General features: G+C 73.5%; 16 protein-coding genes and 2 pseudogenes. 9 read left to right on the top strand and 9 right to left on the bottom strand.

Annotated elements, in window-relative coordinates; all coding sequences use genetic code 11:
* Positions 1–157 precede the first annotated feature (157 nt).
* From OV079_RS34650 to OV079_RS34675, 6 genes and pseudogenes are all read left to right on the top strand, one after another.
* Positions 158–796, top strand: a complete 639-nt coding sequence (locus tag OV079_RS34650; protein WP_267773647.1) for a hypothetical protein — start codon at positions 158–160, stop codon at positions 794–796.
* A gap of 16 nt (positions 797–812) precedes the next feature.
* Entirely contained in the window at positions 813–1277 is a 465-nt protein-coding gene (locus tag OV079_RS34655) for a DUF1587 domain-containing protein (RefSeq protein WP_267773649.1), read from the top strand.
* Positions 1277–2293: a DUF1592 domain-containing protein gene (locus tag OV079_RS34660; RefSeq protein WP_267773650.1), complete on the top strand. Its 1017-nt coding sequence runs from the start codon at positions 1277–1279 to the stop codon at positions 2291–2293. The genes OV079_RS34655 and OV079_RS34660 overlap by 1 nt, the downstream gene beginning before the upstream one ends.
* A gap of 10 nt (positions 2294–2303) precedes the next feature.
* A pseudogene (locus tag OV079_RS34665) lies at positions 2304–2525 on the top strand (DUF1585 domain-containing protein); the annotation flags it as partial.
* A 103-nt stretch (positions 2526–2628) separates the two neighbouring features.
* Positions 2629–2862, top strand: a complete 234-nt coding sequence (locus OV079_RS34670; protein ID WP_267773651.1) for a hypothetical protein — start codon at positions 2629–2631, stop codon at positions 2860–2862.
* Positions 2859–3956 (top strand): DUF1552 domain-containing protein, encoded by a 1098-nt coding sequence (locus OV079_RS34675; protein ID WP_267773652.1) that lies wholly within the window; start codon positions 2859–2861, stop codon positions 3954–3956. Before OV079_RS34670 ends, OV079_RS34675 begins: the two co-directional genes overlap by 4 nt.
* Positions 3957–4128: 172 nt before the next feature.
* On the opposite strand, the gene OV079_RS34680 is transcribed toward OV079_RS34675, so the two are convergent.
* From OV079_RS34680 to OV079_RS34705, 7 genes and pseudogenes are all read right to left on the bottom strand, one after another.
* The gene (locus OV079_RS34680; RefSeq protein WP_267773654.1) at positions 4129–6468 is read right to left on the bottom strand and encodes a tetratricopeptide repeat protein; all 2340 of its coding nucleotides are present in this window, start codon (positions 6466–6468) and stop codon (positions 4129–4131) included.
* A 10-nt stretch (positions 6469–6478) separates the two neighbouring features.
* Positions 6479–7111: an MFS transporter gene (locus tag OV079_RS34685; protein WP_267773656.1), complete on the bottom strand. Its 633-nt coding sequence runs from the start codon at positions 7109–7111 to the stop codon at positions 6479–6481.
* Positions 7112–7145: 34 nt separating this feature from the next.
* Positions 7146–7667: pseudogene (locus tag OV079_RS59115) on the bottom strand (MFS transporter); the annotation flags it as partial.
* A 5-nt stretch (positions 7668–7672) separates the two neighbouring features.
* The gene (orn, locus tag OV079_RS34690) at positions 7673–8209 is read right to left on the bottom strand and encodes an oligoribonuclease (RefSeq protein ID WP_267773657.1); all 537 of its coding nucleotides are present in this window, start codon (positions 8207–8209) and stop codon (positions 7673–7675) included.
* Positions 8210–8224: 15 nt separating this feature from the next.
* Entirely contained in the window at positions 8225–9928 is a 1704-nt protein-coding gene (locus tag OV079_RS34695) for a vWA domain-containing protein (protein ID WP_267773659.1), read from the bottom strand.
* Between the two features lie 215 nt (positions 9929–10143).
* Positions 10144–11418, bottom strand: coding sequence for a hypothetical protein (locus tag OV079_RS34700; protein WP_267773660.1), 1275 nt, complete (start codon positions 11416–11418; stop codon positions 10144–10146).
* A gap of 24 nt (positions 11419–11442) precedes the next feature.
* A complete protein-coding gene (locus OV079_RS34705) occupies positions 11443–12408 on the bottom strand; it encodes a threonine ammonia-lyase (protein ID WP_267778722.1) in 966 nt (321 codons plus the stop codon).
* Positions 12409–12774: 366 nt separating this feature from the next.
* Between OV079_RS34705 and OV079_RS34710 the strand changes: the two genes are divergently transcribed.
* Together OV079_RS34710 and OV079_RS34715 are read left to right on the top strand one after the other, a co-directional pair.
* Complete coding sequence (locus tag OV079_RS34710; protein ID WP_267773661.1) at positions 12775–15072, top strand: hypothetical protein; 2298 nt, start codon at positions 12775–12777, stop codon at positions 15070–15072.
* Complete coding sequence (locus OV079_RS34715) at positions 15033–15230, top strand: hypothetical protein (protein WP_267773662.1); 198 nt, start codon at positions 15033–15035, stop codon at positions 15228–15230. The genes OV079_RS34710 and OV079_RS34715 overlap by 40 nt, the downstream gene beginning before the upstream one ends.
* A 368-nt stretch (positions 15231–15598) precedes the next feature.
* Here OV079_RS34715 and OV079_RS34720 read toward each other — a convergent pair whose 3' ends face one another.
* Entirely contained in the window at positions 15599–16390 is a 792-nt protein-coding gene (locus OV079_RS34720) for a hypothetical protein (protein WP_267773663.1), read from the bottom strand.
* A 302-nt stretch (positions 16391–16692) separates the two neighbouring features.
* Here OV079_RS34720 and OV079_RS34725 point away from each other — a divergent pair, with 302 nt between their 5' ends.
* A complete protein-coding gene (locus OV079_RS34725) occupies positions 16693–17394 on the top strand; it encodes a M12 family metallo-peptidase (protein WP_267773665.1) in 702 nt (233 codons plus the stop codon).
* On the opposite strand, the gene OV079_RS34730 is transcribed toward OV079_RS34725, so the two are convergent.
* Entirely contained in the window at positions 17330–19387 is a 2058-nt protein-coding gene (locus OV079_RS34730) for an Hsp70 family protein (RefSeq protein ID WP_267773666.1), read from the bottom strand. The two genes, OV079_RS34725 and OV079_RS34730, sit on opposite strands and share 65 nt — an antisense overlap.
* Positions 19388–19392 lie beyond the last annotated feature (5 nt).

The raw sequence follows: 19392 nt of genomic DNA on the forward strand, positions 1-19392 counted from the left end.
GACCGGCACCCGCTGCTCTCGCGCGCGATCGCCTGTCCTCGAGGACAGACGATCGCGCGCGCCTTCGACCTGCCCCTTCAGCCATCCTCCGCCGGGTGACCGCGCCATCGCTGTCACACTTGACCGACCCTGACCGCCGGGCTACCCCCATCGATGCATGCGTTCACTTCTGCTGGCTTGCCTTGAACTATCCGCCGTCGCTCTGCTGGTCGCCGCTGCGCCGGCCTCCGCCGCCGAGCTCGTCACCACCAGCGACACCGACTTCGACCCGGCCTCGGTCCTCATCGTCTCGCCCGAGGACGGCGCAGTGATCGACGGCAGCCCCGACGCGGTCGTCCAGGTCACCATCGAGCACGAGGGCTTCCCCAAGCCGAGCGACATCACCCTCCGCGTCGACGACGTCGAGGTCGGCCCCTGCCCCGATGCACCGCCGTGTACCATCGAGGTGACCGTCGCGCCCGGCGTCCACAAGCTGTGGGCCATCGGCGACGACGGCGTCGCCCTGCGCGACGAGCACGAGATCTCGCTCGAGGTGAAGGACACCGGCAGCGCCTCCGAGGGCTCCGCCTCCGAGAGCGACACCGAGACCGGCTCCGACACCGAGCCCACCGGCGGCGCCGAACCTGCCACCGACACCGACGCGAACGAGACCGACGCCACCGGCGACGCGACCGACGGCAGCGGCAGCGGCGACAAGGAGGGCTGCGGCTGCAAGGCCGCCCCTGGCCTCCCCGACCTGCTCGGCCTGGCGCTGCTGGCCCTGTTCGCTCCGTGGCGCCGCCGGCGTCATGCCTGATCGCAGCCGAGGCGTCATGCGACTCGCGAGCGGCCTCCGTCACGCGCGCGCGCAGCCCGGCGCGCTCGCCCCGATCGCGGCCGCGACCGGCCTCCGTCGCGCTCGCGCGCGGCTCGACAAGCTCGCCCCGATCGCGGCCGCGACCGGCCTCCGTCGCGCTCGCGCGCGGCTCGCCACGCTCGCCACGATCACGGCCGCGGCCGGTCTCCTCGCCTGCGCGACCGAGCCCGAGCCCGCGCCACCTGTCCCCGAGGCCATGGTCCGCCGACTCACCGCGTTCGAGTACGCGAACACGGTGCGCGACGTCCTCGGGGTCGAGGCCGCGCTCACGCGCGAGTTCCCGGCCGACCCGCCGGCGCTCGGCTTCGACACCGTGGCGGCGTCGCAACCTCCTCGGCGCTGCTGGTCCAGATCTTCCAACACTCGGCGGAGTCGATCGCGGCCGCGAGTCTGGCCTCCGAGTCGGCCCGCGCGGCGCTGATGGTCTGCACGCCGGACCCCGCCGATCCCGCGCCGTGTCTGCGCGCGATCGTCGAGCCGCTGCTGACCCGCGCCTGGCGCCGTCCTCCGTCGGACAGCGAGACCGAGCGCTACCTCGCGCTCGTCGATCCCGCCGAGCTCGACGCCGGCCTGCGCATCGTGATCGAGGCCGCCCTGCTGTCGCCGCACTTCACCTTCCGCTGGGAGCTCGACGCCGGAGCGCCGGGCGAGTCGCGCTGGCTCGACGACTACGCCCTCGCCGCCCGCCTGTCCTACTTCTTGTGGAGCAGCGCCCCCGACGACGAGCTGCTCGCGCTCGCGGCGGTCGGCGAGCTGCAAAGCGAGCCCGTCCTCGCCGAGCAGACCCGACGCATGCTCGCCGACCCGCGCAGCGCCGGCTTCGTCGACGGCTTCGCCGGCCAGTGGCTGTACTTCCGCGGCCTCGACGACATCTTCCGCGACGCCCACCGCTACCCGCGCTACGACGACGCGGTCCGCGAGTCGATGCGCGAGGCGATGCGCCGGCGCTTCCGCGAGTTCCTGGTCCCCGGCCGCGACCTCCGCGACCTCCTGCTCGACACCCACGCCCACGTCGACGCCGAGCTCGCGGCGCTCTACTACTTGCCCGACGAGCTCGCGGTCGACGACTTCACGCGCATCGACCTCGGACCGCACAAGCGCCGCGGCCTGCTCACCGAGCCGGGCCTGATGACCGTGCTCGCCTATCCGTTCGCCAGCTCGCCGACCCGCCGCGGCCGCTTCGTGCTCGAGCAGCTACTGTGCTCACCCCTGCCGCCGCCGCCGCCCGAGGCCGCCGCGCAGGCCGAGAGCGACGCCAGCACTGCCCGCGAGCGCCTGGCCCAGCACCGCGCGAACCCGGCCTGCGCCGGCTGCCACGCAATCCTCGACCCGATCGGTCTCGCCTTCGAACACTTCGACGCCGTCGGCGCCTGGCGCGGCAGCGAACACGGCGAGCTCATCGACGCGTCCGGCGAACTCCCCACCGGCGAATGCTAAAGATGTCCGCGAGCTCGCCGAGATCGTCGCCGACGACCCCCGCTTCCCCCGCTGCGTCGCCACGAAGGTCCTGACCTACGCGCTCGCCCGCCCGCTGGTGACCGAGGATCAACCTGTCCTCGAGGACATCATTAATCAATTCATCGCTGCCGAGCGCGACCTGGTCGCGCTGCTGGTGGCGGTGGTGCAGAGCGATCCGTTCCGGGTCCGCCGCGCGCAGGAGGCCCCGTGATGTTGGCCCCGCGGATCGCCATCCCATGTCCCGACGGACATGCACCCTGTTCTCCGGGGCCGCTTGAGTCGAGCTCTCCATCTCTCGCCCCGCAGGAGGCCGCATGAAGTCTGCCACACGTCGTGGCCTGTCGCGCCGGGCCCTCCTGGCCGGCGGCGTCGCGCTCGGCCTGCCGTTCCTCGACGTCATGCGCCCGCGGGCCCGCGCCGCCGAGGCGATGCGACCGCGGCGGCTGCTGTGTTACTTCGTGCCCAACGGCGTGCGCGGCGACGCTTGGTTCCCCGCGCCAGACCCGAGCTGCAGCTCTCGCCCTCGCTGGCCGCGCTCGCGCCGGTGAAGGATCGGCTCATCGTCTTCTCCGGCCTCGCCAACACCCCCGGCATGCCCGAGCTGCCGGGCTCGCACGCCTCGGGCACCGCGGCCTTCCTCACCGCTCGCAAGGCGCGGCGGTCCGAGGTCGACCTGCACGTCGGCGTCTCGCTCGACCAGCGCTACGCCGCCGCGATCGCCGGCGCCACGCCGCTGGCCTCGCTGCAGCTCGGCTGCGAGGGCGGCGGCTCGTTCGGCGCCTGCGACATCGGCTTCGCCTGCGCCTATCACCGATCGATCTCCTGGTCCTCGCCCACCACCCCGCTGCCCAAGCTCACCTCCCCGCGGCTGGCCTTCGACGTCATCCTCGCCGGCGACGACCCCGGCGCCAGCGCGACCGCCCGCGCCGCGCGACGGGCCGCCCGGCGCTCCGTCCTCGACGTCGTCCTCGCCGATGTCCACGACCTCGAGGGCGACCTCGGCGCGGCCGACCGCGTGCGCCTCGACGCCTACCTCGCGGGCGTGCGGGAGCTCGAGCGCCAGGTCGACGCCCCCGCCGGGCTCGGCGCCTGCACTGCCGCGAGTCCGCCGGACGAGCCCGCCGACTTCCTCGCCCACGTCGACATGATGACCGAGCTCATGGTCCTCGCGCTGACCTGCGACCGCACCCGCGCGATCTCCTTCATGCTCGGCAACGCCGCCAGCAACCGCGCCTTCCCCTTCCTCGGCGTCGAGGGCGGCCACCACGACCTGTCCCATCACGCAGGTGACGCCGTCAAGATCGCCGGCCTGCGCAAGGTCGACGCCTGGCAGGCGGCCCAGTTCGCGCGCCTGCTGCAGCGGCTCGCCGACACGCCCGACGGCGACGGCGACCTCCTGCGCTCGACCATCGTCCTGCTCGGCAGCGACGTCGGCGACGGCAACGCCCACACCCACCGCGACATGCCGGTGCTGCTGGCCGGCGGCGACGACCTGTGGGGCGGCGGACGTCACCTGGTCTACGAGACAGGTACGCCGCTCGCCCGCCTCTACGTCTCGATCCTCCAGGCGCTCGGCCTGCCCGACGACAGCTTCGGCGAGGACGGCGACGGCCCGCTCCCCGGCCTGCGCCTGGGCGCCTGATCCGTCGTCCATCTGACCTTTAGGACATGTTCATGAGAACATGTCCTTGAGTTTCCAACACCCACCCTCACGCCGAAGCAGAGCGAGCATCCGTCGAGATTTGTTTATGTCCCCAAGGGCATGCTCACTCGAGCATGTCCTGAAGTTCATCCGCCGCTCGCCGTCCTCGCCCTCACGGCTTCGCCGCCTTCGCCGCCTTCTTCGCGCCCTTGCCGCCCTTCGTCCGCCCCGCCAGCAGCGAGTCCATCGCCGGGGCCGGCACCACCAGCCACCAGTGGGGCACCACCTCGTCGAGCACCGTGAGCCCGCCGTTGGTCGCGTAGCCGAGGGACACCTTGAACTCGCCCTGTTCGACCACCCCCCAGCGGCCGAGCGGCACGCGGCCGCGGAACTCGTACACCTCTTCGCCGGCCAGGGCCGCCGCGAACTCCTCGCGCGTCACCGCCACGTCGCCCTGCCCGGCCTCGGCCAGCGTCACCAAAAATGCGCGCGAATGCAGCCGGACGCCGGCGATCTCCGACGCCCCGATGATCTTGGCGAACAGCTCGACCAGCCCCTCGCGGCTGTTCATGCGGTACGCCAGCGCGCCCATGTTGTAGGCCGCGGTCACGCTCTCCGGGGCCGCCTGGGCTGCGCGCTCGAGCATCGCCATCGCCGCCGGCACGTCGCCCGAGTAAGCCGTCACCATCGCCGCGTTGTTGAGCGCGAGCGCCAGCTCCTTCCCGGTCTTGCGCTCGGCCAGCGCCGCGAACCCGGCGGCCGCCCGCTGCAGCGACGCCGTGTCGCCCTCGCGCCCGGCGACCGCGTCGAGCGTCGCGCGGATCGTCAGGGCGGTGTCGGCGTCGACCGTCTCCGGCAGCGTCATCCCCGACTTCATCGCCGCCAGCAGCAGGTCGCCGTCCTCCCACAGCAGCGCCGCGTCGAGCTGCGCCCGCACCTGCTGCACCCGCAGGTCGGGGTCCTGCTGCAGCGCCGCCGGCAGCGGCGCGTTGGCCAAGAGCCGCGCCTTGCGGGGGTCGTCGGTCAGTCGCGAGCTCGAGAACACCAGCCGCCACGCGTCGCGCGACTCGGGGAACTTGCGCGTCAGCGCCATCGCCTTGTCCGGCAGCTTGCGCAGCGTCGCCAGCCCCGCCTCGCGCTGCTTGCCCAGGAACTTCGGCATCGCCTCGCGCGTCACCGTGAACAGCAGCTCGAGCAACGCCGCGCGGGCCGGGTCGTGGGCGCGGAAGCCCCGGGTCAGCTCGAGCAGCTCGTCGAAGCGCGCGTCGAGGTCGGGCACCGGGGCATCGGGCGCCTGCGCCAGCTGGGCCGCGACCTCGGTGAACATCAGCGGCGAGATCGTGCCGAGCGCCACCTCGTAGTAGAGGCGGTCGTGGTTGGCCAGCTTGCGCGCCGCCCGGACGTGGCGGATCACCCCTTCGAGGTCGAACTGGCGGTGGATCGCCACCACCCCGAGCCCCGTCTGCGGGCGCGCGTCGTTCGGGTGCGCCGCCGCCAGCCCCTCGAAGATCCGCTGCGCGTCGCCCTGCCGGTTCAGCTTCAGCAGCAGGTGCCCGCGCTCGAGCTGCGCCTCGAGCGACGTCGCCTGCGTCAGCGCCAGCGTCCGCCGCACCATGGTCCCGGTCACCTCGAGGTCGGCGAGTCGCTTCTTGAACGCCGCCGCCTTGTCGTCGCCCGGCTCGCCCGGCCCGAGCGCCTCGGCCTGCTTGCGCGCCGCGTCCGCGCAGGCGACGTCGAGCGCCGAGTAACACACCCCCATCAGCGCCGCCCAGTCGCTCCCGCTCGCGCGCTCGCCCTTGCGCTGCACCGCCAGCCGGCGCAGCGCCAGGGCCTCCTCGTACTGCTCCGCCTCGACCTTCGCCTGGCTCGCGCGCGCCAGCGCCTCCGGCACCGTCGGGTGGTTCGGGTGCTCGCGCAGCAGCCGGGCCGTCGCGTGCATGTGCAACGCCGGCGCGCGCTCCACCGCCCGGCCCAGCGCCGCCACGGCCTCCTCGATCTGCTGCGTCTCGAGCTGCGCCTCCTTGCGCGCCATCTCGACCCCCATCTGCAAGATCTGCCCGAGCAGCCCGCTGCGCTGGAACATCCGCAGGCTGTGGACCACGCGGTACGCGTTCGTCAGCGCCGCCAGCAGCTCGGGGTCGTCGCTGCCGGCCGCGACCGCCCGCTCGGCCAGAATCAATCCGCGCGCGAACACCAGCGCGCCCTGCATCGTCGCCAGCGAGTCCTTGGTGTCGACCTTGTCCCACGCCGCGATCGCCTCGCGCGCCTCGGCCACCGACTTCGGCGACTTCGGGTCGCCGGCCAGCGACGACTCCACCTTGCTCTTGAGCCAGGTCGGCAGCACCTCGTACATCGGCGCCTGCGGCCCGGGGTCGAGGCGGTCGGCGACCGCCGCGAGCTCCTTGTCGACCGCCTTCGGGGCCGCGGCCGCGGGCGTCGCGTCGGGCGTCGTGGTGGCGGGGGCGGGCTTGCACGCGGCCGCGAGGGCCACCACGAGCGCGAGTCGTCGCATCGGCGCGAGCTTACCGCGAGCCGCGCAGCGCCGTCTCGACCGCCGGATCGCGCCACGACGCCCACAACCACAGCGCGGCCGCGAGCGCGAACGCGGCCGCGAGCGCGAAGGCCCACTGCAGCCCGAACTCCGCCGCGTGCCCGGCCGCGCCCGAGCCGACGAAGCGCGCCGCGCCGTAGCACAGCGCCGCGTACAGCCCCTGCACCGAGTTGCGGAAGTCGGGCGAGGCCTTGTGGTCGAGCACCATCGGCGGGATCAGGTACAGGCTCATCACCACCGGCCCGTGCAGCACCTGCGTCGCCAGCACCGTCGTCGGCGTCGCCACGGTGGCCAGCAGCGCCATGCGGACGGTCATGCACGCCGCGCCGAACAGCATCAGCGAGCGCACGCTCGTGCGGCGCAGGATCGCCGGGGCCAGGAACAGCCACGGCAGCTCGAACAGCACCCCGAGGTTCGACGCCAGGCCGACCCACGCCGGATCGATCCCGACCTCGACCACCAGCCGCGGGTAGAACGCGTAGAACACGCTGATCGACACAAACAGCAGCACCAGCGGCCCGACCAGCGCGAACGTCGACGGTCGCCGCAGCTCGGCCCACGCCGCCGCCGTCGGCACCGTCGCCGCGGCGCGCGGCTCGGGCACCACCCGCGGCAGCAGCGGCGCGCACCACCGCCAGCGCCGCCGCGGCCGCGCCCGTCAGCATCGCCGCGCGCCCGCCCGCGAGCCCCGAGTGCATCAGCGCGAACAGCACGAACGCCGGCGCCATGAAGCCGAGGCTGCCCCACACGCGCAGCGCCCCGTAGTCCGGCGGCGTCGCCCCGGAGGAGCGCGCGCGGGCCATCTCGGTGAACGCCAGCGCGTCGAGCAGCGGCGTCATCGGCGTGTAGGCCAGCCCGAACGCCGCCGACAGCAACAGCGGCGCCGTGAACCCCTCGGCCCACGCGAACGCCACCAGCACCGCGCACGACAGCGAGTAACCCACGGCCACCAGCGTGCGCCCTGGCACCCTGCGGTCGGCCAGCGCCGCCATCACCGGCGGCGCGACCAGGACCGCGAGCCCGTAAGCCCCGGTGATCCAGCCGATCTGGCTGTCCGGTAACTTGAGGTCATGTCCCAAGAATACTGGCACATAGGGCAGGTACGCCCCCACCACCGCGTACAGCAGGAAGTAGTGGAGCTTGAAGCCCGCCGTGCGCATGCGGCTCAGCGGAACACGTGCTCGCGGTAGAACCGCAGCTCGGCGATCGACTCGCGGATGTCGTCGAGCGCGCGGTGGGTCTCGCGCTTGGCCGGCGCGCTGACCGTGGGGTACCAGCGGCGGACCAGCTCCTTGATCGACGACACGTCGATGTTGCGGTAGCTGAGGTGGCCGGCGAGCGCGGGCATGTAGCGGACGAGGAACCGGCGGTCGTGGCCGATCGAGTTGCCGCACAGCGGCGACTTGCCGGGCGGGCAGTGGCGGCGGACCAGCTCAAGCACCTGCGCCTCGGCCTCGGCCAGCGCCACCGTCGACGCCTTGACCGCCGCGGTCAGCCCGCTGTTGCCGTGCTGGCGCGTGCACCACTCGTCCATCGCGTCGAGCACCGCGTCGGGCTGGTGGATCACGAGGTCGGGGCCCTCGGCGACGATGTTGAGGTCGCCGTCGGTGATGATCGCGGCGATCTCGAGGATCTGGCAGTGGTCGGGGTCGAGACCCGACATCTCGAGGTCGATCCACACGAGCGGCGGCGCGGCGTCCATGGCCGCGCGATCCTACTACGGCTCTTGCAGCGCCGCGAGCACCTGACCGATCTCCGCCAGCTCGGGATCGCCGGGCAGCGCCTTCTTCGCCGCCTCGAGCCGCTCCCACGCCCGGTCGATGGCCCCGGTGTCGCCGGCGAAGTACTGGATCGCCCGCAGCGCCGTCGCGTACGCCAGCACCGCCTCGCCCTTCTGCAGCCAGGCCGTGTCGCCGGACAGCAGCTCGATCAGCTTCCACTCGGCGGTGGTCTGCTTCTGCTCGCCGGACACCGCGTCGACCCAGTGGAGCTCGACCTGCAGCGTCGTGCTCATGTCGAGGTCGCCGACGCACGGGCGCAGGTGGCGGTGGATCACCGAGTTGTCGGTCGGCGCCGCGGTCACGTGGTCCGGGCCGACCACCTCGGTGTCGGCCGGCGACTCGGACACCAGCTCGAGGCCCGGCGGCAGCGTGACGCGGACGTCGACCGACGACGCGGTCAGGCCGACCAGGCTGAGGAAGCGCTCGCCGAGCTGGGTCTGGGCCGCCTCGGCGCTGCCGACGTAGATCGAGGGTCCCGCGCCCGCGACGCCGATCGCGTCGATGAGGCCGCTGCGGTAGAGGCCCGGGTCGCCGACGCCGACGCCGATCGCGTGGACGCCGGTCTTGTTGCCCACGTCGCCGGCGCGCTTGGCCATCTCTTCGAGGTCGTCCTGGGTCGCGGTCGCGCCGCCGTCGCTGATCAGGATCAGGCGGTTGATGTCCTTCGGGACATACGCCTTGTCGGCCAGGGCGTAGCCGGCCGAGAGCGCCTGCGTCAGCTCGGCCGAGCCGCCGACGGTGAAGCCGTCGATCGCCTTCAGCAGCTTGGCGTCGTTGGGGCCGGTCACCATCGTCACCGGCAGCAGCGGCGGGTCGGCCTCGTTCCAGCTGACCACCGCCACCGTGTCGCCGGCGCGCAGCTCGGCCGCCAGCACGTGGCCGGCGCTCTTCAGCAGCTCGAGCGCCTTGCCCTCCATCGAGCCCGAGTTGTCGAGCGCGAGGGTCAAGTGGACCGGCGCGCGGTCGGCCTCGGCGAGCTCGGGGCCGCGGATCGCCACCTGCAGCTCGAAGATGTCCCCGAGGTCATCCTTGCTCTTGCGCAGCTGGGCCCCCGCGAGCAGCTGCCCCGGCGGCGCCAGCGGGTACGCGAACGTGTAGTAGTTGAGGAACTCCCACGGGCGGATCTCCACGCTGACGAGCGACGGCCACTGCCCGAGCATCGCCTCGCGCGCGTGGGCCGGCGACGACATCGCGTCGGGGTCGCGCGCCGCCAGCCGCCACGCCGTGACCTGGTCGCCGCTGCACACGTCGTCCTCGGGGACGTTCTGCGGGTCTTTCTCGTCGCTCGGCGCCGGCTCGTCGGAGGGCGGGGCCGGCAGCTCGCTCGTGCCCGAGGTCGACTCGGAGCCGGGGTCGTCGCCGGTGGTGTACGACCCACCGGACGCGGCCGAGGTGCCGTCATCGCCGCTCGAGTCGCCCTGCGAGGCGGACAGCGAATCACCCGAGGCGAACCCGCCGAGCGCGTCGCTGTCGGTCTCGCCCCCGTCGCCGTCGAGGTTGGCCGCCGACGAGCAGCCCGTCGCCAGCACCCACAGGCCGAGCGCCGCGCCGGGTCCACGCCGGGACCGCGCTCGCGGTGCTTGCTCGGTGCGAACTGCGTCCGCGAGGGGACGGCAGCGGCGGCAGAGGTTGGCGGACACGCAGGGGGGGACCCGCGAAGAGAGGGCATGGCGACCTCAGACAAGGAGTATTCAGTGGGGGCCCGAGGGCCCGTCCGAAGCCCCGCACGGGGCCTGCGGAGCGCAAGCTTGAACTCAAGAGGCCGAACTCGGCCCGAGTTCAGTATATCGGGCCTCGCTGCGACGCGCCAACCCGCGGCAGCGACCCGACCGGCCCCGGCGAGCGCAGACCGGCGTCAGCTCGCGGGCCGTCCGAGCACCTTGTCGAGGGCGGCGCGGATCCATGCGATGTGATCGTAGTCGGAGCGGCCGCTGACGGCCTGCGGCGCCACGATCCGCGCGACCACGTGTCCGGGTGGGTCATGCGGTTCGGCCGGGCGCTCCACGAGGTGGATATCCACCTCTTCCGGACACGCGCTGCACCGCGGCAGCGCGACCTGACCGCCGTAGGCGTCGACGCAGTCGCGATAGTGCAGCCCGATGACCTCCGGGGCCTCGACCGCGAAGCCCGAGCGGTCGAATTCTCCCAGCCGCGCCATCACCAGGCCCATCCCGTGCAGGAAGTAGGTCGCCTGTTGCAGCGCCGGCAGGTCGCGCGTCAGGCCGTCGAGCTCGAGGTCGACGCTGCCGAAGCGCCGCATGCCGCGGGTCGTGAGGCGCACCGCCTCGGGCTGCCGCGGATCGATGAACGGGACCACCGCGACCTGGTCGGCGACGTTGCCGAGGCTGGCCTGCAGCCGGCGCGCAGCGAACGCCGCCGGCCCGAAGGTCTCGAGCGTGTCGGGGTCGTGGACGAGCGCGCCGGTGTCTGCCGCGACCGCCCGGACCAGCGCTTGCAGGAGTCGGAGCCCGCGCACCCCGTTCTGGTTGCGATACAGCGCGCGCACCATCACCAGCTGAGTGCGCTCGGGCAGGCTGGCCCGCTCCTCGGGCTCGAGCGCCCGCGTCAGCTCCGGGTCGGCGAGCAGCTTCGGCTCGACCGCCGCGGCCGGCAGCGCGTCGATCTCCAGCCCCAGCAGGTCGGTGGTGGCCCAGATCCTCGCCGCCGCCTCGGGGTCGAGCGGCGGCTCGTCACTGGCCTTCGGGACAGCCTGGTTCGGCCCGTGCAGCGCGCTCATGTCCGCGCGCGGCGGCGTGGCCACGAGGTCGAGCAGCAGCGCGACCTCCGGGTCGTCGACGCTCTCGGCGAACATGCGGCGCACGATCGCCTGCAGCTCCTCGCGCGTCGGGGCCGGCCCGGGCGGGCCGGGTAGCAGCAGCACGTACCCGAAGGTGATCCGGTCGGCGAACACCACCCGGTGGGCGGCGGCCTCGGCCCGGCGCGCCTCCTCGGCCGCCAGCTCCTCCGGGGTCGGCGCCGGCGGGGTCGCCTCCTTCGCCTCGCTCGGCGGCGGCTGCTCCGGCGCGCTCGCGCGCTCGCGCGCCGGCTCGGCCGGGCGCCCGCACGCAAGGGTGTACGTCAGGACATGCCCCCAAAGACATGTCTTCTTAAACATTGTCCCCAGGGCCATGTCCTTCCTGACCTGTCCCAAAGTTCACACGGCCTCCGCGTGGCGGGCGATCAGCGCCGCCACCAGGGCCGGCTCGACGTTGCCGCCCGACAGGACGACCCCGACCCGGCGCCCGCGCAGGGCCCCCGACAGCGCCGCCGCCAGCCCGGCCGCGCCGGACGGCTCGACCAGGACCTTCGCGTGCAGCAGCAGGGCCACCAGCGCGCGCCCCAGCGCCTCGTCGTCGACCTCGAAGCTGCCGCGGACCACCCGGCGGGCGATCTCGAAGTTCTGCGCGCCGACGCGGACCGGCTTGAGGCCGTCGGCCAGAGTCGGCCCCGGCGGCACCGGCACGCGCTCGCCGGCGCGGAGGCTCCGGGCCAGGGCGTTGCACGTGCCGGGCTCGGCGCTGTAGACCGCGATGTCGGCGGCCTCGGCCACCAGGCAGGCGCCCGCGAGCAGGCCGCCGCCGCCGACCGGCACGACGATCGCGTCGAGCTTCGACCCGCGGGCTCGGGCCTCCTCGACCAGCTCGAGGGTCGCGGTGCCCTGGCCGGCGATGATGTCGGCGTCGTCGAACGGGTCGACGATGGCTCCGCCGGTGCGCTCCTGCACGGCGAGCGCCGCCGCCCGCCGCTCGTCCGAGGTGGTGCCGGCGAACACGATCTCGGCCCCGAGCGCGCGCACCCCGGCGACCTTGACCGCCGGCGCGTCGACCGGCATGGCGATCGTCGCCGGCACCCCGAACTCGCGCGCGGCCAGGGCCACGGCCTGCGCGTGGTTGCCGGAGCTGAAGGTGATCACGCCGCGGCCGCGGGTCTCGGGGCTCATGCGCCCCACCGCGTGCAGCGCCCCGCGCGCCTTGAACGCCCCGATCCGCTGCAGGCACTCCGCCTTGAGCCACAGCTCCGCGCCGGCCAGCGCGTCGAGGGCCGGCGAGCGCAGCACCGGCGTCCGCACGACCTTCCCGGCGAGGCGCTCCGCCGCGGCGCGCACGTCTTCGACGGACATCGTCACGCGCGCCAGGCTACACCGGCGGCCGCGGCTTTGGTACGACTCTCCCGCTCGTGGCCCTCGGACCCGCCTTTCGCCCGCCCACGTGGGCGCTGTTCGCACTCGCCGCCCTCGCCGTCGTCGCGCTGAGCGCCTGGTCGATCGCCGCCTGCGGCCCCTGGGACCCGTGGGAGACCCACTACGGCGAGGTTGCGCGGCAGATCCTGCTGCGGAACGACCCGCTCGACCTGTGGTGGAAGCCCGGCGTCGGCCCCGACGGCAACGCCGAGAACACCTTTTGGTCCAAGCCGGCCCTGCCGTTCTGGCTGATGGCGCTGAGCATGAAGTTGCTCGGCGTCGGCCTCGGCGCGGCCCCCCGACGAGATGGTGCGCGCCCCCTGGCCGGAGCTGGCGATCCGCCTGCCGAGCATGCTCACGGGCCTGGCCTGCGCCGTCTTCCTCGGCTGGGCCTGCGCCCGCCTGCTCGCCGCCGCCCGCCCGGCCGACCCCGGCCAGCCGGTGCGCGCCGGCTTTTACACCGCCCTCGCCCTCGTCACCATGCCGCAGTGGGCGATCGTCAGCCGGCAGGCGCTGACCGACATGTTCTTCGTCGCCCCGGTGACGCTGGCCATGGCCGCCTGGGCCCTCGCCTGGCTGCGCCCCGACCGGCCCCTGCGCCGCCGCGCCCTCGTCACCCTGCTCCCGCGCCGCCTCCGCGCCCGATTCGTGAACCGCGACGACGGGCCCGACGGTCATGCTCTTTCCGACATGTCCGATCGGCCATCCTCTCCCGAAGCGCGCGCCGCGGCCGCGAGCGCGCCGGCGAGCGGCGACATGTCCCGAAGGCCAGGCGCAGCGGCCGACGACCTGTCCGCGCCGACAGCTTCCCCGACCCTCGCGGTCCGCGCGGACGGGGCCGATCTCCCGCGCGCCGCCGCCGCTCCAGGCACCGATCTGCGCGCCACCGAGGCCGCCCGCGCCGACCTGTCCCTTCCGCCAGCCGACGCTGCGCCCACCGGCGACCTGTCCCTTCCGCCAGCCGCCCCCGCGACTCCGGGCGACCTGTCCCTTCCGCCAGCTGGCACCGCTCGCCCCGGCGACCTGGCCCTTTCGTCCGCCGGCACCGCCCACTCCGGCGACCTGTCCCTTTCGTCCGCCGACGCTGCGACTCGGGGCGACCTGTCCCTTCCGCCAGCTGGCACCGCCCGCCCCGGCGACCTGTCCCTTCCGCCAGCCGACGCTGCGCCCACCGGCGACCTGTCCCTCCCGCCAGCCGCCCCCGCGCCCACCGGCTGGCGCGCCCGCCTGGCCGGCGTCGCGCGCTGGACCATCCCCTGGGACGCCGCCTACCTCGGCTTCTTCCTGCTCTTCCTGCTCGCGGTGGTCGCCCCGATCGTCGCCCTCGACCTGCACGTCAGCAGCGACCACACCGTCGCGCGCGTGTCTCGCTTCGTGAAGAAGCCGGGCGTCCCCAACTTCGCCACTCTGGTGAAGATCCACCTCGTCATGCTCGGCTACGCCGCGGTGGCCCTGCTCGTGCTGCTGCGGACCTTCCGCTGGCGCACCCGCGCCCAGGTGTGGATGGGCGTGCTCTACCTCGCCGCCGGCGTCTCGCTGGTCGGCAAGGGCATGATCGGCCCCGGCCTCGTCGGCCTGCTCGTGCTGCTGCACCTGCTCGTCAGCGGCCGGCTCACCGTCACCAACCTGTGGCGCTGCGGCCCGCTGACCGGCCTCCTGCTGTTCGCGCTGGCCTCGCTGCCGTGGCACCACGCCATGTGGATCTACCGCGGCGACTCGTGGCTCAACGAGCTGATCATCGTCAACAACCTGGCCCGCTTCGGCAGCGGCGAGCAGGACCAGGCCGTCGGCGGCTTCGCCTACTACCTGCGCACCCTCGGCGTCGCCGCCCTGCCGTGGTCGGCCGCCCTGCCCGCCGCGCTGTGGGCCGCCGCCCGCCACCTGCGCCACGACGGCACTTCCGGACATGTCCCCAGCGACCTGGCGCAGCCGACAGGTCCCGGAGGACATGCCCTCACGACCAGCAACGCCGCCAAGCCCGCCCCGAGCTCGTCCGAGCTGTGGCGCTTCGCCCTGCTGTGGTTCTGCGCCACCCTGGCGCTGCTGACCACCAGCGTCACCAAGTACTACCACTACCTGCTGCCGACCCTGCCGCCGCTGGCCCTGCTGCTGGGCCTGTGGCTGAGCGAGCCGGCCCCGGCCGCGCAGGGCCGCAAGCTCGCGTGGGCGGCGGCCGGCCTCGGCACCGCCCTGCTGGCGCTGGTCCTGCGCGACGCGATCGTCGAGCCGGCGTGGATCACCCACCTCACCACCTACCTCTACGACCACATGTGGCGCAACGGCGCGCCCGAGACCACGGGGCTCGTCGCCTGCGCCTTGCCGTTCGCCCTCGGCCTCGCGCTGTGGGCCGCGCGGCGCCAGCGAGCCGCGCTGGTCGCCATGCTGCTGGCCGGCTTCATCACCCTCCACTACACGCTGAACAGCTACCTGCCGGCCGTGTCGGAGCACTGGTCGCAGCGCTCGGCGATCCGCCACTACTACGACCACCGCGGCCCCGACGACCCGCTGGCCAAGCGTGGTTCTACTACCGCGGCGAGACCTTCTTTACGAAGGGCGCGGTGTGGGTGCAGAAGGAAGCCGACCGCGAGACCCTGGCCGAGCTGATCGACGCCAACCGCGGCCACGGCCGCAACGTCTGGCTCATCACCACCGGTGGCCACGGCGCCCGCGCCAAGAGCTCGCTCCCCGCCGACCTCCGCTCCCGCACCGAGGTCGCCTACGAGAACGCCCACTACACCCTGCTCAAGGTTCCTGTCCCGTAGGACCTGTCCGCAGGGACATCAAAAGCGCTAGCCGACCCTGGCGACGCTCGTACCTGGCGGCACCCGTCACTCGTCGCCGCCTCCTCGCGGCACCCGTCACTCCCGGCCGTCAGCACCCGCCTTCTCGCGGCGCCCGTCACTCCCCGCGTTCTCGCGGCGACCGTCACTCGCCCCCCTTCTCGTGGCGCCCGTCGCTCTTCGCCGCCTTCTCGCGGCGCTCGTCACTCCCGCCGCCATCACTCGCGGGCGCAGCATCCTTGCATCCCCTCTTGAGCGGGCCGCACGAGCGCGCCGCATGAAGCGCGGGGTCCCCTACTCGGCTCATCTGCCCGAAGAGACATGCCTTTAGAGACATGTCTCCAGGAGCCTCACGCGCGCAGCGCCGGCCGCTCGCGGGCTGGCGGCAGCGCGGCGATCACGTCGCTCGCGCACGCCTCGAAGCATTTTTTGAAGGCGGCCTCCTGCGTCGTCTCGAGCTGCTTCGCGGCCGCGCGGCGGGACAGGCCCTTGCGGTGGGCGTCGAGGGCCAGCGCGTAGCTGGCCTCCGGCAGCGACAGGCCGGCTCGCATGTTCCGCAGGTCGATCCCGCAGCCGCCGCCGCAGCAGGCGTTCTCGAACATGTAGGCGCCGTTGGCCACCCACACGCCGAGGCCGAGGGAGATCGCCGCCAGCTCGGCCGCGGCCTCGCCGTCGATCTCTGCGAGCGCCGGCGACGGCGTCGGTTGTATCCACAAGCCGATCCGTCCCAGTTCGCGGGCCAGGTTGCCGAGCAGCAGCGACGGCGCGCGGAACACCTGCGGCATCACCACCAGCGCGAGTTCGGACCCGCGCGCGAACGTGTGAAGCAAGTGTCCGGACGGATCGCCGAGCACCTTGAAGCCCGGCGGTACTGCCGCGGAGCCTGCCCCCGGCGGTGCCAGCGTGATCTCGACGTCGCCCTGGCCGATGTGCTCCTGGGCGACGCACACCAGCTCGAACAGCGCGTCGAGGTCGCGCGGCGCAGCCTTCTTCAGCGGCGAATCGGACACCCACTGCTGCTTGCGCGCCGGTGGACCCAGGTGGGCGACGACGGCGGCGAGGCTGCGCGCCAGCCAGGTGCGGGTCTCGGGGTCGGGGACGAACTCCGGGGCCTTCGCGGCCCGCTCTCCGAACTGCAGCATCTTCCGCTGCAACATAGCAGCAAGGGCGCCCCCCTGCAGGCCACCCGCGTGCGCGACGCCCCTTCGGCGAGGCCCCGCGAGTTGCAGCCCTGTAAGGCGCATCGCGGCTCGAGGGCCACCCGCAGCGCCAGGGCCCCGGTCACGAGGCGGGTCCGAGGACGGTCCGCGGTCGCCCGCGATCGCGTCCGGTCCCGAGTCTCCGTTCGCTGCACGCTCGCGATCACCCGCGCGATGTGCTTCGCACCTCTCGGTGCGCACCGCGCAGCTTTTTTCTGCTGCGATTCAGGTACTGTCGATCTCGGGTGATACTGGCCTCGCGTCTCGGTCGGCTCGTCGGACCGCGCCTCGCAGCGCTGGCGGTCCTGTTCGTCACTGCGCTGTCGTTCACGCCGGCGTTCGCCGCCGACAGGCACGTCGTCCCCGACATCCGCGGCGAGACGCAGCCCCAGACGCGCGCCGGCGCCCGGCTCGTGCGGCTGCCGCTGACGGTCCACGTCGCCACCGGCGCGGACAAGGTCGTGTTCGACCTGCGCCGCCTCAACCGCGCCGTGTGGCGCGCCAACGAGGCCCTGCGCGCCTCCGGCATCGAGGTCTACGTCGCCCGCGTCGAGCTCCTGCCCGAGGGCTTCGCCGCGGTCCGCCACCGCCGCGATCGCCGGCACCTCGCCAAGTTCGCCCAGCCCGACGGCACCGTCCACGTCTTCCTCGTCGGCAACCTCGAGCTCGGCGGCTCGCGCCGCGCCGACCGCAGCGTCCGCGGCCTCCACTGGCGCTACCGCGGCCTGCTCGGCAAGATGCGCAACCGCGAGTACCTCATCGTCAGCAACGACGCCCCCGCCACCACCTTCGTCCACGAGCTCGGCCACCTCTTCGGCCTCGAGCACGATACCTCGCACCAAAACCTGATGTGCTCCTGCCGCCAGGGCCCGCGCCAGATCTTCACGCTCGACCAGGGCCGGCGCATGCGCAGCGGCGCCCTCGCCTTCGTCGCCCGCCAGCCCTGAGCCCCTGTCCCCGAGGACAGGTCACTCCGCGGGCGCGCTCGAGGACATGCCCCGAGGGGCATGTCCGGAGGAACATGCTCCTTCGAGCATGTCCCTCATTCTTGAAATTTTCTAGTCGTCGTCCTCGACCTCGACGGCCTCGCCCACCTCTTCCAGCGCGTTGGCGGCGTCGGCCGTCACCCGCTTCGGCGGCGGCGCCACGACGGGCTGCAGGCGCGCGCGCGGGCGGCGGCGCGGCGATGGCCGCCCACTCGCCCCCGAGCGGCTGCAGCAGCGCGGCCAGCCCGTCGATCGCCGTGCGCACCAGCTCCGGGTCGCCGCCGGCCAGCACCGCCCGCGCGTCGCGCAGGCCGCCCTCCACCGTCGCGCGCACCTCCGGCGCCAGCTTCTCCTGCTCGCCGAGGATCCGCTCGCAGCGCTGGACCATGCCCTCGAGCCGCGCGCGCCGCTCGTGCGCCTCGCGCTCGAGCCGCGCCGCTGCCTCGCGCTCGCGCGCCGCCTCGACCATCGCGGTCAGCTGCTCCTCGGGGATCCCGCCGCGCTCGCGCACGATCAGCCGCGCCTCCTTGCCGCGCAACAGCTCGCGCACCGACAGCTCGAGCACCTGGTTGTCGTCGACCCGCAGCTTGACCTCGACCTCGGGCCGGCCCGTCACCACGAAGCTGGCCAAAAGGTCATCTTCCTCGGCCCCGCGGTCGCCCTGAAACAGCCGCGCCTCCGCGGAGGCCCGCCCGTCGCCCGGCGTGCTCAGGGTCACCGCGGTCTCGGCCGGCACCGCCGCGCGCGCCGTCAACAGCGTCTGCACCTCGCCGCCCGACAGCCGCACCACCAGCGGCTGCACCAGCGCCTCGTGGACCCGCACCTCCGGGTGACGCGACGCCAACAGCCCGGCGAGGATCGCCGCCCCGCGCGCGACGGTGTCGAGCGTGTCCAGCTTGCTCGACGGAATCTTCTTGAAAATCGCCTCGACCTTCTCGTGGAGCGCGGGGATCCGGCTGGTCCCTCCGAGCAGCATGATGTCGCCGACGCGCTCGAGCGCGACCCCCGACTCCTCGAACACGCGACCTACGAGCCCCGCGATCCGCTGGACCACGTCGCCGGCCAGCTTCTCGAGCCGCGCCTGCGTCAGCTTGGCCGCCAGGTGCTTCGGGCCCGCCTCGTCGGCGCTGAGGAACGGCAGGTGGACCTCGACGTCCTTGCGCTCCGACAGCGCGATCTTGGCCTTCTCGGCGGCGTCGCGGATCCGCGAGCGCACCAGCTCGGCGTCGCCGCCCTCCTCGCCGCGCTCGCTCAGCAGCCACTCGACGATCCGCCCGTCGATGTCCTCGCCGCCCATCGCCAGTCCCCGCTGGGCCAGCACCGAGATCTCGCGCTCCTTGATCTCCACCACCGCGCAGCTCACCCCGCCCGCGCCGGCGTCGACGAGCACGATCACCTCGTCCTCGACACCTGTCCTTTCGGCCTGGTAGAGCAACGCCGCCGCGGTGGTCGAGTGGACCAGCCGCCTCACCTCGAGCCCGCCGAGCCGACACGCGTGCAGCAGCGCCCGCCGCTGCGCGTCGCCGAAGTACACCGGCACCGTCACCACCGCGTGCAGCACCGGCTCGCCGAGCTGCTCCTCCGCGACCGCCCGCGCCTCTGCGATCTGCGCGGCCACCAGCGCCTGCGGCAAGATCGCGTGCTCGCCGAGCTTGACCGACGCGTCGCCGTGCTCGGCCCGCACCAGCGTCTGCGGCTGCCACACCCCCGGCGTCACCGCCTCGAAGCGGCGCCCGAGCAGCCGGTGCACGTAGAGCTGGCTGCCGTCGGGCCGCAGCAGCGCCATCCGCCGCGCCCGGTCTCCCACCACCACCGCGCCCTCGCCGTCGATCGCCACCGCCGCCGGCAGCACCATCACGCCCTTGCCCTGCAGCAGCGCCGACGCCCGACCGTGCTCGAAGATCCCCACCGTGCAGCGCGTCGTCCCCAGATCGATCCCGATCGCCGTGCTCATGCGCG

The sequence above is a fragment of the Nannocystis pusilla genome, from assembly GCF_026626665.1.
Lineage (GTDB): Bacteria > Myxococcota_A > Polyangia > Nannocystales > Nannocystaceae > Nannocystis > Nannocystis pusilla.

What these genes read in the sequence shown, in the direction of transcription:
- OV079_RS34650 (WP_267773647.1), top strand. Translation starts at nt 158, where the DNA reads ATGCGTTCACTTCTGCTGGCTTGCCTTGAACTATCCGCCGTCGCTCTG.
- OV079_RS34660 (WP_267773650.1), top strand. Translation starts at nt 1,277, where the DNA reads ATGGTCTGCACGCCGGACCCCGCCGATCCCGCGCCGTGTCTGCGCGCG.
- OV079_RS34710 (WP_267773661.1), top strand. Translation starts at nt 12,775, where the DNA reads ATGGTGCGCGCCCCCTGGCCGGAGCTGGCGATCCGCCTGCCGAGCATG.
- OV079_RS34720 (WP_267773663.1), bottom strand. Translation starts at nt 16,390, where the DNA reads ATGCTGCAGTTCGGAGAGCGGGCCGCGAAGGCCCCGGAGTTCGTCCCC.
- orn (WP_267773657.1), bottom strand. Translation starts at nt 8,209, where the DNA reads ATGGACGCCGCGCCGCCGCTCGTGTGGATCGACCTCGAGATGTCGGGT.
- OV079_RS34680 (WP_267773654.1), bottom strand. Translation starts at nt 6,468, where the DNA reads ATGCGACGACTCGCGCTCGTGGTGGCCCTCGCGGCCGCGTGCAAGCCC.
- OV079_RS34655 (WP_267773649.1), top strand. Translation starts at nt 813, where the DNA reads ATGCGACTCGCGAGCGGCCTCCGTCACGCGCGCGCGCAGCCCGGCGCG.
- OV079_RS34730 (WP_267773666.1), bottom strand. Translation starts at nt 19,387, where the DNA reads ATGAGCACGGCGATCGGGATCGATCTGGGGACGACGCGCTGCACGGTG.
- OV079_RS34705 (WP_267778722.1), bottom strand. Translation starts at nt 12,408, where the DNA reads ATGTCCGTCGAAGACGTGCGCGCCGCGGCGGAGCGCCTCGCCGGGAAG.
- OV079_RS34700 (WP_267773660.1), bottom strand. Translation starts at nt 11,418, where the DNA reads ATGGCCCTGGGGACAATGTTTAAGAAGACATGTCTTTGGGGGCATGTC.
- OV079_RS34670 (WP_267773651.1), top strand. Translation starts at nt 2,629, where the DNA reads ATGAAGTCTGCCACACGTCGTGGCCTGTCGCGCCGGGCCCTCCTGGCC.